Origin of the sequence: Marinihelvus fidelis (assembly GCF_008725655.1) — a bacterium.
Lineage (GTDB): Bacteria > Pseudomonadota > Gammaproteobacteria > Xanthomonadales > SZUA-36 > Marinihelvus > Marinihelvus fidelis.
This window is the reverse complement of sequence record NZ_VYXP01000001.1, coordinates 109826-123400: the sequence shown is the minus strand read 5'-3', so window position 1 is coordinate 123400 and position 13575 is coordinate 109826. Positions and strand designations below refer to the sequence as shown.

The 13575-nt window shown below is 61.3% G+C and carries 12 protein-coding genes; 6 read left to right on the top strand and 6 right to left on the bottom strand.

The genetic code is table 11. The features are described from left to right. Positions 1–4: 4 nt before the first annotated feature. Positions 5–715, top strand: coding sequence for a CPBP family intramembrane glutamic endopeptidase (locus F3N42_RS00520; protein WP_150862418.1), 711 nt, complete (start codon positions 5–7; stop codon positions 713–715). Between the two features lie 18 nt (positions 716–733). Here F3N42_RS00520 and F3N42_RS00515 read toward each other — a convergent pair whose 3' ends face one another. Next, the gene (locus F3N42_RS00515) at positions 734–1606 is read right to left on the bottom strand and encodes a TIM barrel protein (protein ID WP_150862417.1); all 873 of its coding nucleotides are present in this window, start codon (positions 1604–1606) and stop codon (positions 734–736) included. A gap of 108 nt (positions 1607–1714) precedes the next feature. Between F3N42_RS00515 and F3N42_RS00510 the strand changes: the two genes are divergently transcribed. The 3 genes from F3N42_RS00510 (at position 1715) to F3N42_RS00500 (ending at position 3445) form a co-directional block, all read left to right on the top strand. Continuing rightward, positions 1715–2680 (top strand): MBL fold metallo-hydrolase, encoded by a 966-nt coding sequence (locus F3N42_RS00510; protein WP_224784602.1) that lies wholly within the window; start codon positions 1715–1717, stop codon positions 2678–2680. Between the two features lie 75 nt (positions 2681–2755). Further along, positions 2756–3106: a nucleotide pyrophosphohydrolase gene (locus F3N42_RS00505; RefSeq protein WP_150862416.1), complete on the top strand. Its 351-nt coding sequence runs from the start codon at positions 2756–2758 to the stop codon at positions 3104–3106. A 123-nt stretch (positions 3107–3229) separates the two neighbouring features. Next, positions 3230–3445 (top strand): RNA-binding S4 domain-containing protein, encoded by a 216-nt coding sequence (locus F3N42_RS00500; protein ID WP_150862415.1) that lies wholly within the window; start codon positions 3230–3232, stop codon positions 3443–3445. A gap of 68 nt (positions 3446–3513) precedes the next feature. On the opposite strand, the gene F3N42_RS00495 is transcribed toward F3N42_RS00500, so the two are convergent. From F3N42_RS00495 to F3N42_RS00485, 3 genes are all read right to left on the bottom strand, one after another. After that, positions 3514–4722 carry a hypothetical protein gene (locus F3N42_RS00495; RefSeq protein ID WP_150862414.1) on the bottom strand — a complete coding sequence of 403 codons (1209 nt, stop codon included), beginning with the start codon at positions 4720–4722 and terminating at the stop codon, positions 3514–3516. Positions 4723–4778: 56 nt separating this feature from the next. Further along, on the bottom strand, positions 4779–5960 hold the full coding sequence (locus F3N42_RS00490; protein ID WP_224784601.1) for a thrombospondin type 3 repeat-containing protein: 1182 nt from the start codon (positions 5958–5960) through the stop codon (positions 4779–4781). Between the two features lie 430 nt (positions 5961–6390). Continuing rightward, positions 6391–7566, bottom strand: a complete 1176-nt coding sequence (locus tag F3N42_RS00485; RefSeq protein WP_150862412.1) for a hypothetical protein — start codon at positions 7564–7566, stop codon at positions 6391–6393. Between the two features lie 369 nt (positions 7567–7935). On the opposite strand from F3N42_RS00485, the gene F3N42_RS00480 reads away from it, so the two are divergent. Together F3N42_RS00480 and F3N42_RS00475 are read left to right on the top strand one after the other, a co-directional pair. Next, positions 7936–10302 (top strand): TonB-dependent receptor, encoded by a 2367-nt coding sequence (locus F3N42_RS00480; RefSeq protein WP_191621135.1) that lies wholly within the window; start codon positions 7936–7938, stop codon positions 10300–10302. Then, on the top strand, positions 10299–11228 hold the full coding sequence (locus tag F3N42_RS00475; RefSeq protein ID WP_150862410.1) for a LytTR family DNA-binding domain-containing protein: 930 nt from the start codon (positions 10299–10301) through the stop codon (positions 11226–11228). The genes F3N42_RS00480 and F3N42_RS00475 overlap by 4 nt, the downstream gene beginning before the upstream one ends. Positions 11229–11467: 239 nt before the next feature. On the opposite strand, the gene relB is transcribed toward F3N42_RS00475, so the two are convergent. Together relB and F3N42_RS00465 are read right to left on the bottom strand one after the other, a co-directional pair. After that, positions 11468–11689, bottom strand: coding sequence for a type II toxin-antitoxin system RelB family antitoxin (gene relB, locus F3N42_RS00470; protein ID WP_150862409.1), 222 nt, complete (start codon positions 11687–11689; stop codon positions 11468–11470). 224 nt (positions 11690–11913) lie between these two features. Then, positions 11914–13500 carry a winged helix-turn-helix domain-containing protein gene (locus F3N42_RS00465; RefSeq protein ID WP_150862408.1) on the bottom strand — a complete coding sequence of 529 codons (1587 nt, stop codon included), beginning with the start codon at positions 13498–13500 and terminating at the stop codon, positions 11914–11916. Between the last annotated feature and the right edge of the window lie 75 nt (positions 13501–13575).

Here is a 13575-nt window from a genome sequence, read left to right as displayed (position 1 = left end):
AACAATGATCGGAATACTCGTCGCCCTGGCGGCCTCGTGGCTGCTGCTCCGGTTCGTTGCCCGCGCACCCATCACGGTGCTGGGCATCGTGCCCAATCAGCGCCGGTTGAAGGAATTCCTGGTCGGGTTTCTGTTCATGGCCCTGGTCGCGGTCATCAACTTCCTGGCGCAGGCGTACTTCAAGCAGACCAGCTATTCGCTGAACCCCGACTATGGCGTCATGCAGTTCCTGGGGGCCACCGGCTGGGTCCTGAGGGCCGTGGTGTTCGAGGAACTGGTGTATCGCGGCGCCCTGCTCTACCTGCTGATCCGCTACATCGGGCCGGTCTGGGGATGTCTGCTAAGCGCCGTGGTGTTTGGCGTCTACCACTGGTTCAGCTACGGGCTGATCGGGGGCCGGCTGATCGTGCTGATCTATATCTTCCTGGTCACCGGCGCGGGCGGCTGGATGTTCGCCTACGCCTTCGCCAAAACGAAATCGCTGTTCGCACCCATCGGCCTGCACCTTGGCTGGAACGTCGTCACGGCCATCGTGTTTTCGTCCGCCCCCATGGCCATCGGCTCACAACTGCTGCTGCCCCAGGGCGAGCCCGCCCAGACCAATGACTGGGACACGCTGTTCTATTTCACGTTGCAGGCCATCATCGCCCCCGGGCTGGTGACCTGGTACCTGAAGACTCGCTACCGACCGACGGGGAAGACGACGTCATCATGAGTCGCAAGTTGCCAGGCGTCAGGCGGGTGCCACGGCCCTGAAGTCAGCAACCGCCTGTTCCGCGTCGCCGTCCTTGGGCCAGCATTCCAGGCCGAAGTAGCCTTCATAACCTGCATTGCGGCATTCCTGGAAGATGTAGTCGTAGTTGAGCTCGCCGGTGCCCGCCTGGTGGCGGTCCGGCGTATCCGCCATCTGCACATACCCGACCTGGTCGATGCCATCGCGGAAGCGCTGCACCAGCTCACCCTCGTGCCGCTGCATATGGAACAGGTCCCAATTGAGCTTCAAATGGGGCGAGTCCACCGCGCGGCAGATTTGCAGGGCCTCGGGTGAGCCGTAGATGAAATGCCCGGGGTGATTGAACTCGTTGAAGGGCTCCAACAGCATGGTTTTATTGGCGTCTTCCACCATCGGCAGGGCGGCTTCGTAGGCACCCTGAAGCCGGGCCATTTTTTCTTCCATGGCCAGCGACGGGTCATCCTGGTGCCCGACCACGGTAAACATGTCCGCGCCCAGGTACTCGGCATCTTCGATGGCCTGTTTCATGGCTTCCAGGAACGGCTTCTCCTGCGCCGGGTCGGTCAGGCCGGGGCCGTACCAGGCGAGAATCTGCACCAGGTTCAGGCCGTACTCATCCAGCCGCTGACGGATATCTTTAGGAGAATAGGCGTCATCGTGGACCCCCCACATTTCCACCGCCTCGAACCCGGCAGCAGAGGCCAACTCAAACCGGTCCAGCAACGGTGTATCGCCCCACCATGAAGCCACGTTGACCGCATAACTGGCCAGCAGGGGATCACGCTTGGGGCCGGCAAAGGCATGGGGAGCCAGCCCTGCGACCGCAGCACCGATGCCAAGACCAATCGCGCCTCTTCTTGTTATTTTGAACATTGGTTTTCCTTATTGAGCACTCGTTCTTGTTGATGTTGCCATATTCACGGGTGGAAACCTGCATGTGAAAATCCCGTATGCTGTCTGGAAAGGGAGATCACACCAGGCATGAACGCGCAAAAACTCATGCAGTTCACCAGGGGGTTACTGGCCCTTGTGATATTGATCGCCCCCGCCCTGGCGCCGGCCGAGGAATGTGAAGTCGAGTTGTTTGTCCTCGGTGCCGGGCAGGATGCCGGTGCGCCGCACATCGGCTATCCGGATGACCCCGCCTGGGCCGACCCCGCACTGGGCCAGACCGCCACGTCCATCGCGGTCGTGGATCATGTCGCCGGCGAGCGGTTCCTGTTTGAGGCGACACCCCACGTGACTCGCCAGCTGCAGTTGCTCGACACCTTGGCGCCCGCGGATGGCCCAGGGCTGGGCCTCGATGGCGTGTTTCTGACCCACGCCCATATCGGCCACTACGCCGGGCTGATGTACTTCGGCCGTGAAGGCGCCGGCGCCGATGGCATTCCCGTGTTTGTCATGCCCAGATTCGCCGCGTTCCTGCAGGGTAACGGGCCCTGGAGCCAGCTGGTCAAACTGGAGAACATCGTCATCCAACCCCTCGCCGCGGAAACACCGGTGCAGGCCAGCAAGGGCATTCATGTGACCCCCCTGACCGTTCCCCACCGTGATGAATTCTCGGAAACCGTGGGATTCGTCATCGTCACGAATGCATCAAAAACGCTGTTCCTGCCAGATCTCGACAGCTGGGACGAGTGGGCGCAAGCATCAGGAATTGACCTCGCCACCCGCGTCGTTGAACTCGACCACCTGTTCGTTGACGCCACGTTTTTCCAGGATGGTGAATTGACCGGGCGCGACATGTCGGAAATCCCGCATCCAAGGGTGAAGGACACCATGGAGCGGCTCTCAGGCCTGTCGCCGGAACTCCGCCAGAAGGTGCGCTTTATTCACTACAACCACACTAACCCCATCCGCTTTCCGGCATCACCGGAATCAGCGTTGGTCAGTGCGCGGGGATTCGATGTCGCCCGTGCCGGGGACCGGCTGTGCCTTGCACCCTGAACCCGACTGATGGGTCGCCTGGTGACCCTTGAAAGGGCATCCAGTTGCCATTAATCCAGGCAGCATAGTCCACAAATGAATATCACACGTCTACAAGCCAAACTCGAATCCTTCGCCGCTGAACGCGACTGGAACCAGTTCCACTCACCCAAGAACCTGGCCATGGCCCTGAACGTCGAGGCCTCGGAACTGATGGAACACTTCCAATGGCTGACCCAGGAGCAGTCGACCGAGCTGGGCGAAGACACCCGCAAGGCCGTCGCCACCGAGATCGCCGACGTGCAGATTTACCTGCTGCGCCTGGCCGACATGCTGGGCATCGATATTGAGCAGGCCGTGACCGAGAAGATGGAAGAGAACCGCGCCAAGTACCCTGCGGAGAAAGTCAGGGGCAGTGCGGCGAAGTACACGGAGTACCAGGACTGACCCACCCAAGTCATAAACCTATCCCCAAAAAACCACGACGCCGTGCTGAACGGGCAACGCCTGGCCGTTGGCCAATTTTTGCCAGTTATACCTTTCCCCGGGCTGGCATTACACTCTCGAGCAATGAAAATCATCGAAATCAACCGCGAGCCCGTCGAACTCTTCAAAGTGCTTAAGTTCGAGGGCCTGGCATCGAGCGGCGGTGAGGCAAAGCATCTCATCGAAGCCGGTGAAGTACAGGTCAACGGCATCGTCGAGACACGCAAGCGCCGCAAGATGGTGCACGGGGACGTTATCGAGATGCCTGGCGAGTCATACGTGTTGCAACGTACACCCTGACGCCGGTCGGGTCATGGGCGCCACACCGGTATCTTCCCGGCCTGCTGCGTCTTCAACCGGGCGTCGCCTCAGTTGCGTTTCAGAACCTTGACCGAGCAACGCAGTGCCCCGCCATACATGGCACTGGTCGTAAGGCCCTCTATCGCGGTCGTCTCGAACCCCAGGTCGCGCCAGGCTTTTTCAGCCGCTTGGTCCATCGCGGACCAGCCATAGCGAGGCAGATAAACGCGCTCAGTCTGCGTCGTGCGCTCGATCAGCACGTTGTTGTACGTCAACATGGGATAGGCGGCGCTGGGCGCGGACCCCGTCTCCTCATCCGCCAGGGAAATCTCCGGACCGCCATACAGCCAGGGAATACGCACGACCTCATAGCCAAACCCGGCCATGGCCGCGGCAATCCCGTCAAGTACGGGAGCAATTTCGCGGCTCCTGACAGCCATTTCCCGGGTGTGACCGGACAGCGAAGGCGGGCGGATCAACTGGCCCTGCGAAGCGCTGATCTGGCCGATAGCGGGGTGGCCAAAAAACGTCTGCTCGCAAAAATCCTCGAACGCGGCCACAGACTCCGGTTGATTTGCCAGCGCCCGCTCGGCCATGTCAGCGCCGGCACCGGGGTCGGCCAGCGCAAGCCGTCCATCGCCCAGCGGCGTCAGCATCATGTCGATATGCGCGACAGGCTGCGGGAACGGCCCGACCACCAACACGGGTCGCCCCAGCTCTTCCTGGAAAGCGACGACAACTTCCTCTTCGGGCTGACCCAGTTTCACGGCGTTGTAGCGGATGGTATTTGCGCCGATAAAAACATAGTCACTGTCGGACACCACGTTGCCGCCCTCGAAAAACAACGCGGAGCGGCGTAGTGGATAGCCGGCGAACTCGCCCAGCACATCGGCCAGCAGGCTGTCACCGGCACGTTCGAATTCTCGGGACTTCAACAACAGGGTTTTGCCGGCCTCATCGCGCAGAACCAGGAACGGGTCCTGGGTCCAGATGGTGATGGGATTCGACGCAGGCACCTCGATGAAGTGAATCCGGCCGGGCCAGGGGTTATTCGCCACCGTGAACGCGGCCAGGTCATTGGCCAGTATGTTCACCTGGAGTATTTCAGGCAGCCCGTTGACGATGTTGGACACCAGTCCGGCATTTCGAAGGGCCGCGCGCCGCGCACTGTTCACCGCCAGCACCACCGAACCCAATTGGCCCTCGGTGTCCGCCAACAGCCGGTAGCGTTCATCCGCGCCGTAAAGCGCCTGGCCGGCAGCCAGCAGAACGCACACCAGCAACGCCCGGGCGAGGCCCGGGCGCGCTTTGGATCGCCGTTTCCGGCTTGGGGTCAGTCCTTCCGCCCGCATTCAGACTGCGCTGCCTCGGAAACAATCAGGTCTTTCAGCGCCGAATCGATCAGGCCGGCTTCGAGGAAGCTCTCGGACGACTTGGCGACACAACGGACGTAGGCACCATGGTTCTTCCAGCCGCTCTCGTTCTCGCAGGGGCAAAGATCGGCGATGGAGCAACCCTCGGTATTGGCCAGGTCGCCTTCCTCGGTAAACGGGCACTCATCATCACCATCCGGCACCCCATCGTTGTCATGATCGATATCGCAGAGGTCGCCCATGCCGTCACCATCGGCATCTGCCTGGTCCGGGTTCGAGGCCAGCGGGCAGTTGTCATCCGTGTCGTTGACGCCATCGCCATCGTCATCGTCATCGCAGGCGTTGCCGGCACCGTCGCCGTCGTTATCCTGTTGGTCAGGATTGGGCGTGTCCCGGCAGTTGTCGTCAAGGTTGTAGATGCCGTCATCGTCGTTGTCCGCGTTCACGCCGACGCTGTAACGGCTGTTGCGATCCATCACCGCCCACACGTAATAGCTGGCGCCGTCGTCCCTGGTGTCATAGCCATAGTGCCCGAGCACACCATCCGGCGGCGTGCGCGGCATGTAGCGGATGTCGGCACGGCCTTCGTTGCCAATGGCCCGCACGGCGCGCACCCAGCGTGCGCCATTGGGGGACTCGGACAATCGCATGACACGGGCGTCCGCCAGCGTCGTCGCCAGTGCCCTTTCCCGCGCATAGCGGACATCCTGGTCACCCTGCCGGATATACAGGTTGCGCAGATAGCGGACATCGCCGTTGACCAGGCGCGGGTCCACATTAAGCCGGTAAGTCCGCAGCACGTCAGCCCGGCCACCGCTTGGGTCAGTCGGCGTCGCCTCCAGGAACAGGGTGCCATCAAGCAATATGAACCCCTTTGGAAGAGTTTCATTCGGCAGCAGTCCAATCGCCGGGCCGTAGCCAAAAGTGATGTCCTGCTCAACAGAATCCTCGCTGAACAAGGTGAATCCGTTGTTGGACCCAAACTGGTCCTGGAACTCCCAGGAATAAAACGGCGTCTGTTGATCCAGAACGACAAGATCCGTGTTCAGTTCGATCAACTCAAACGAATGGGCGGGAAAAGCGCAAATGCCCATGGCGAGCACCAGCACCCTGGCCCAGGAAAACGGTTGCTTGGTTTTCATGATCTGACCCTCCTGCATTAGTTGACGTCTGAAGACGCAAACCGGCTTTGCCGCATCGGGAATCCCCTCTTCAGTTTTGGCGGCAAGCTGAAACCAGGTCAACCCATGCTGGTCACGGGCCACGTAGTCTGGAATTCAGCTTTCTAAAAAGAAGGGCGAAATTGCCGGCGGAACACCGACATCCCATGAGCAACCTGCAGCTGAACGCGATGTTTCGACCGGGAACTTCGATCGGTACAAACGTCTGTGACAGTGCCGCGGAGCGCTCGAATTCAATCGTCCAGCTCACCCCACGCTCGGAAACCTGATTGATTCCGTGTAGGCATTCCACCCGATTGCAGGCATGCCTTTACCCGGAAACCCGTAAGCGGAAACTGGCCGCGAAAATCGCGGCCAGTGTCACTTCTCCGGTAAATGCGGGGATCTCTCTTTACTCGTCCCAGGGCAGGCAAGCGTTGAAGTCGTACAGGTTGTCGTACTTCGAACAGTTGCGCACGTTGCGGACCGCCTGCTCACCCTTGATTTCGATGCTCTCCCAGGTGCCCACCAGGTCGGAAGGGTCTTCCTGCTCGCAGATCACGGCTCCCCCGCCGGGGACGTAGGTGACGGCGTCGCTTTCGCAGCCCAACTGACCCTGCACGAAATCGCCTTCGTCCAGCAAATCGGTCGACGAGGCATCGATCACTTTTGTCATCGCCTGGTAGGCGAGTACCGCTTGCCGTGCCTCCCATTTGCCCAGGTAGTGCAGGCAGCTGTATTCGGCCAGTATCCCGCGCGTCCGTTTCCAGACATCGCAGACGCTCGGCCCGGGCAGCGCGTTGACCTGGGCCTCCATCTCGCTGATGAAGGGCTCGATCACCATCTCCGTCATCACGATCTGCACGTTGTCCGCCACCGCGGTCTGTTCCTGCGACAACACCACGCTGTCCAGGTCCTCGAGCTCGATCTCGGTGCCGTCGCTCAACACGCAATCGTCATGCGGCGCCTTGTCCAGGTTGGCCACCAGGCAGCGCGTCGACTCGCCGATGTCGCGAGCGCGCTGGACCCAGGCGCGGTGCGACAGGGCCGAGATCTCCACCGGCGTTCCGGTTTCCTGCTCCGTGCGATCAAGAATCGTCCCCAGCTCCAGCGCAAAGTCCGCGTTGTTACCAAAGTTGCTGCGCGCCGCCTGCGCCCTGGCCAGCTTGCGATTCGAACGCAGCACGTTGCGCAGCGAGGTGATCACCTGCTGTTGTTGCTCATTGGTCGCCCTCAGCGCCGCGATCTCGGCCTGCAACAGGCCGGCGTCCACCAGCAGATCGTCGATCAGGCCCTGGTTGGCGGCCACCGAGGCCACCAGGCTGCCCACACCGCTCTCCGCGTTGTCCATTCGCGCACCCAGCGCGGCAATCTGCGCGTCCTGGCCGGCCGTGGCTGATTTCAGGTTGTCGATGTCGGCGCCCTGCAACGAGTTCTCAGTCTCCAGCGCTTCCACACGCGCCAGGAGTTCCTCAATATCACCCGCCGAACCGCCCTTCCCCGGCGGCTTCGCCGCCAGCACCGGCGCGCTCGCCAACAGGCACGCCATGGCGACCAGTTGAATCCCCTTCGAGTAATGATGATGCATGTGTCGTTCCTCCCTTAGTCACCATAAATTTGCCGAACCGATGGCATCCATCGATCCATCAACATTGTTGGTGCTGGCGGGAGAGACCACCAAGCGACAATGCACGACATTGCACGACATTGGGTAATAACCAGCGGCCGGAGAAACCTTGATTCAACTCACCAGTACACCTCATCAGGAAAAACCGTACCGTTGTGGCCATCCGTGTTCATTGGCGACCATTCATGCATTTTTGACACCGCCTGTTGAATCTTCACACCGCCTTGAACCCCGGCTCGGTAATGTCGGCCTCGAATACACGTTCACCAATGAGGTCTCGCCGTGCTACGTTCTTGCCAGCAAATCCTTTGGCGGTTGCAAGCCGTTTTGTTGCTGCTGTTTGCCACCACGCCCGCTGTTGCCGATACCGGCTCGATGTCCGTCGAGGCCATCGATGCCATCACGCGCCGGCCCATCGACCGGGTGATGGTGTCGGCCGAGTCGCGTGACGGCACGCTCTATTCCGGGGCGACGGAGAATGGCGCTGTCATCATCGAGGACCTGCCGGACGGGTTTTTCACCTTTCGCGCTGAATCGGCGGGCTACGTGACCGCGGTGGAGCCGGCGGTAAGAGTGCTGGAGCGGCGCACGGGCCGGGTTCGTTTCGAGCTGCAGCCGGTATTGGAAACCCCGCTGTCCGACACGCTTGAAGAAGTCGTCGTCATCGGCCGCGCGCGCGAAGCGGATCCTTTCGGCACCGTATCCAGCAGTTTCATGAACCGCGAGGAGCTGCGCAACGCGCCGGGTAGCGGAAGCGACGTCATGCGCGCGCTCAGCGGCCTTCCCGGACTGGTCTCCACCGGCGAGTTCGCGAGTTTCTCGGTGCGTGGCCACGGCCCCAGGAACAACCTGATCTACGTTGATGGATTCCCGTTCCAGCAGGTGGTGCATTTCGAGCAAACGCTCGGCGAAGAGGCCGAGATCGTCAACGGCGGCCGTTACTCCATTTTCGCCCCCAATGCGGTTTCCGGCGCCGAGTTTTCACCCGGTGGCTGGAGCGCGGAATTCGGTGGGCGCAAGGCATCCCTGCTGCAGTTCGATGTCGTCGATGGCGCTCCATCGGCCGTCGGCAGCGTGCGGCTGGATCTCGCCGGTCTCGAGTTTCTTTACCAGGGCCCGAGCGGTTTTCACGATGACACGACGATGTTCGTACAGGCACGTCGCTTCGACTTCGGGCAGTTGTTCGACCTCATCGGCGAGGATGACATCGGCTCACCCGTCATGACCGACGTCATCGTCAAAACGCGGACCCAGTTCGATGACGATGACGAATTCGAGTTCCTCCTGATCTACGCGCCCGAGGAATCCACCCGCGACGTCGAGAACGTGATCGCCGCAGTGGATGAGCCGGAAGGTATCGAGGATGTTTCGCTGCTGGACGAGGACCAGGACCTCGCCCTGGTCGGCGGCACCTGGCGTCGCCTGTTTGGCAGTGACGGACAGTGGACCAACCGCGTCTACGTTCGTGGCTTTGACAAGGTATCGTCCGAGGGCGAAGCCTATCCCGACCTGGTGCCACCCGGCACGCCGCCCGAAGGGGTGCCGGTACGCGATAAGCTCCTTACGGTCCGCGAAGAGGAGACGGAGTTCGGCTGGCGCAGCGATGTATCCGTCGGCAACCGCTTCGGCCTCTTTACCGCGGGACTTCACCTGGCCAGCGAAGATATCAATTACTCGACCGAGCTGCGCGAAGACTGGATTCAATACCTGTACAACTCGGACGACCCACGGCCGCCCGGCGCGAACTACATCGTGCTGCAGCCCGACGACATCAACTCGGTCTATGACGCCAGCGAGACCAATTACGGCGTTTACGGTGAGCAGGTCTTCGAATGGGGAGATGCCAGCCTACGCGCGGGACTTCGCTACGATTATGACGGCTTCACCGGCGAAAGCCTGGTGTCGCCGCGGCTCAACTTTAACACCATGATTTCTCCGTACCTGAGCCTGTCAGCCTCTGCCGGCATCTTCTACGAATCACCGAGCACCCTGGTACGCGCGGCGGATCCCGATAATTTCGACCTTGAAAACGAGGAGCTCGGCCATGTCAGCGCCGGCATCAGCTATCGGTTCAGCGACAACTGGCGCGTGCTGGTTGAGGCGTATTATCAGCAGATCGACAACCGGCTGGTCGCAGACAGCCGCACCGACCTGCGGGTGACCAATGATGGTGAAGGCACGAACCTGGGTGCCGACTTCGTGCTGACCCGCGAGTTTGCTGACGGCTGGACGGCCGACCTCGTCTACGCCTGGAATCGCTTCCGCGTTGATGACAATGACGGTCGTGGCGAGTACGACTGGGACTTCAACCGGGAGCATTTCGTATCCCTCGGCGGACGCTGGGAAATCAACGAGCGCTGGCAGCTGGGGGCCCGCTGGAAGTACGGTTCCGGGCAACCGATCGATCGTTACATCGTCCACGACGACGTGCTGGCGCCGTTCCCGCCGGTGCGTTATTCGCAGGAATTCACCGCGAAAAACGTTGACAGGGATGACGCCTTCCACTCGCTCGACGTGCGCGTCGACTACCGGCGCCCGGTCGGGCCCATCGACCTGGTGCTGTTCCTCGACGTGCTGAATGTTTACGGTGGCCCGACCGGCGAGCCGCCCGAACTGAACATCCTCACCGGCGAGTTGATCAGCGACGAGGAAGAGGCCCTGCCCCTGATGGGCCTGATCGTGGAGTACGCCTGGTGAACCGGAATACGGTCATCAGCAACGGTACCGTTTTTGGCCTCTGGCCCATGGGCCGGTCGATGGTCTTTATCGGCGCCGTGCTGGTCGCCATCCTCATACTGGTCGAACCCGAGGCGAGCCACGGACTCGGTCTGCTCGACCGGACCCTGTTCTGGGTGACCAACGTGGTGCTCGCGCTCGGTGCGCTGTACGCGGCCAGCTGGTTGTTGATGCCGAGACTGGTGCATCGCATGCCGCCGTGGCTGGCGTTGCTGCTGGTGGGCGTCGCCGGCGCCGTCCTGATGGCCCCGCTGGGCTACCTGTTCGAGTTGGTGCAGCCCGATTCGTGGGCGGTGACCGAAGGTGGCGGCTGGCTGGATGATTTCGAGCGGAGTGGCGCCTGGCAGGGCATCGTCGCGGAGTTTCTGCAAGCCGGCCCGCAGGTCATGGTGATATGGCTGGCCATCAACCTGCCGTTTTTCACCGCCAGGCCGACACTCAACCACCCGCCGGGCCCCGGCGGCGATGGCCACCGCCGCCAGCCCGTGGTGGATGTCGACAAGGAAGAGGCCGGACGCTACGCCGACGACGTCCGCAACCAGTTCCTGGGCGAAATACCGGAATCGCTGGGCACCAACGTGCTGGCGATTTCATCCGACCTGCATTACCTGCACGTCTACACGGACCTCGGGCGCTGCATGATACTGGGTTCGCTGCAACGCGCGGAGGACGCCATGGGCGACCGCGGCATTCGCGTGCACCGCGCGCACTGGGTCGCGCGCCGCGCCATCGTCAAGATCGTCAAGGACGGCCAGCAATGGTCCTGCCTGCTGACGAACGACCTGAAAATCCCGATCAGCCGCCGCAAGAAATCGGTCGTGGCCGGCTGGTTCGGACAATCGACGAAGATCGTACGGGTGAAGGGTTCGAAAAGGGGCGTGGGCTAGTCAACGCGTTCCTCCGATCATGGAAGAGTACCAGGACTAGCTTTTGTAGACCTGCCCCCGGTGCCCTACTCGAACGATCAACACGGTATCGCCACAAGTCGCTCTGACGACCACGCAACGGCTTACCCAGTACGCGGGGATGATCAGCGGCGAGTACACGTTTCCTGAAGTAGTCCCGAATTCGCCTCTGCGCCCCTAAGTCGAGCTTTTTGAATTCACGGGCCGCGGCGCGCTCGAACTCAATCGTCCAGCTCACCCCACACCTCATCCGCGCTCATGGTTGAAGACTTACCGGCGCGCAGATCTTCCAGGCGTTTCTCGGCCAGGTAGATATCCTCTAGATCGTCGAGGTTATCCTCGATCAACTGGCGCAGGTAGAACGCCTTGCTGCGGCCGGTTTGCTGCGCCAACCGGTCAAGTCGCGCCTCGGTTTCCGGCTTCAAGCGGATTGTGGTCGGCATGAAAGTTATGGTGCGCATTGTGAAGTGATCCAAATTGTATTCGCATGAATACATGTAGTCAAAATGGCCGGCATACCAAACCGAGCAAAATCCGTAAGCTGTACTAGAGGGGGATTTCCATGATCATCTACAGCGGCACCCGCGCCCAGTTCACAAGGGACGTTTTCGCCAATGTCATCGATCAGAAAATCCTGGCCGATCTCAACGATTGGACAAGCGGCAATCTAATCCCGCAAGGCGCGGAGTTGTTCCAGTACTGCCCAGCACTGGTCCCTGTTTGGCGAGTTTGCTGACCACCGACGCATTTCCGCGACGAACTTTTCCATGATGTCTTCGGATTCCTGTTTGCGGGCTTTGTCGATTTCACGCAACGCCGACTGTTCGTCTCCAAGGCCCGTGTGTGCCCAGGCGCACGTCAGGCGTGGCTGGTAGTAATGGGGGGTACGCTCGACCGCGTGCCGCCCCCCTCGCAGCCCCTCCGCATAGTTCAGCATGAACAAGTGAGCGGTGGCGCGGTACGTCGCCCACAAGCCGAATCGGGGATGGTGCGGGGCGCGATCCTCGGCGGTTTCGATCAGGCCGATCCCGGCAGGGTCCGAGTGGCGCAGGCAATGCTGCCAGCCCAGTACGGCCAGGGCGTGTGCGTCGTTGGGGTTACGAGCGGTCGCGACTTCCAGGTAGCGGATGGCTTCGTCGGGCCGATGAAACATGGTGGCGACGATGCCGGCGGCCGTCAGAACCTCCGGGTCCGTTGGTGCGGCAGCGAGCGCTTCGGCGATCAGGCGGTCCGCCTCGGCGATGGTCGCCGCCGGATCATCCGCCCACTGGCTGACCACGTTCTGGCTGAGTTGCACAGAAAGTGCAGCGCGCGCGATCGGGTCGTCGGGTTCGATCTCGAGCGCTTCCTGCAACATGGCGACGATTTTCTTTGCGCTTTCGCGCCCGTAATTCAGGCGCAATGACTCGGCCGCCTGAACCCGCTCATAGGCCGAGAGATTGAATCGACCGGTGCGTCGAACGCGCAATGGCTGTACGACATTGACTTTTGCGGCGATGGCGGTCGTGATGCTGCACACGACGTCTTCCTGCACTTCGAAAAAGTGGTCGAGATCCGTTTGAAACTTGTCCGCCCAGAGCAGCGTGTCGTCGGCGGCGTCAGCCAGGTCAACGCGAATCCGTACCGAGTTCCCGGAGCGCGCCAGCGAGGCCGTGACCAGGTAACGAGCACAGAGGGCCTTGGCAACATCCACAGTGCCCAGGTCGTCGGCGGAGTAACGCGCGGCAGAACTCTGCGGGGTAACGCGAAAACGGGGCGTACGTGACATCAGGGTAGTGAGATCCCTGGTCAGGCCGTCGGCCAGGAAGCCGCCATCACTTCCAGCAGAAACATCGACCACGGGAAGCACGGCCACTGAAAACGGCGTCATGATTGCCGTCTTTGACGCCCCCTCATCGGACTCATCGCCTACAGCCCAGACTTCCGCGTCCAGGCGGTAGCCGAGTTTTGGCACCGTTCTCACGGCCCCGGCCGCCGCGGCGACACTCGAGAGCGCCTTGCGCAGCAAATAGACAATGCGGGTCAGCGTCTCGTCGTTTGCCGATTCACCCGCCCAGATGCGCGTGATGAGTTCATCACGCGTCCACAGCTTGCCCGGCCGCTCGGAAAGTGCCACCAACAGGGCCATGACCTTGGGTTCAATTCGCAATTCGGACTTTTTTCTGCTGATCCGCAGGGCGTCGGGCTCGATATACACGCCATTCATGAAGAAGGGCATGCGACTGTTCATCGCGTTGTCTTCGCAGGCTTCCATTGACCGATAACCTAGCACGCCGGCCGGTCACCCATCATAAAAAAATCATGTCACCCTCAGGACTCGATACAGGCA

Excerpts from the sequence above, each read along its gene's own strand:
- F3N42_RS00490 (WP_224784601.1), bottom strand. The coding sequence starts at position 5,960 with ATGAAAACCAAGCAACCGTTTTCCTGGGCCAGGGTGCTGGTGCTCGCC.
- F3N42_RS00465 (WP_150862408.1), bottom strand. The coding sequence starts at position 13,500 with ATGGAAGCCTGCGAAGACAACGCGATGAACAGTCGCATGCCCTTCTTC.
- F3N42_RS00485 (WP_150862412.1), bottom strand. The coding sequence starts at position 7,566 with ATGCATCATCATTACTCGAAGGGGATTCAACTGGTCGCCATGGCGTGC.
- F3N42_RS00500 (WP_150862415.1), top strand. The coding sequence starts at position 3,230 with ATGAAAATCATCGAAATCAACCGCGAGCCCGTCGAACTCTTCAAAGTG.
- F3N42_RS00510 (WP_224784602.1), top strand. The coding sequence starts at position 1,715 with ATGAACGCGCAAAAACTCATGCAGTTCACCAGGGGGTTACTGGCCCTT.
- relB (WP_150862409.1), bottom strand. The coding sequence starts at position 11,689 with ATGCCGACCACAATCCGCTTGAAGCCGGAAACCGAGGCGCGACTTGAC.
- F3N42_RS00520 (WP_150862418.1), top strand. The coding sequence starts at position 5 with ATGATCGGAATACTCGTCGCCCTGGCGGCCTCGTGGCTGCTGCTCCGG.
- F3N42_RS00515 (WP_150862417.1), bottom strand. The coding sequence starts at position 1,606 with ATGTTCAAAATAACAAGAAGAGGCGCGATTGGTCTTGGCATCGGTGCT.
- F3N42_RS00505 (WP_150862416.1), top strand. The coding sequence starts at position 2,756 with ATGAATATCACACGTCTACAAGCCAAACTCGAATCCTTCGCCGCTGAA.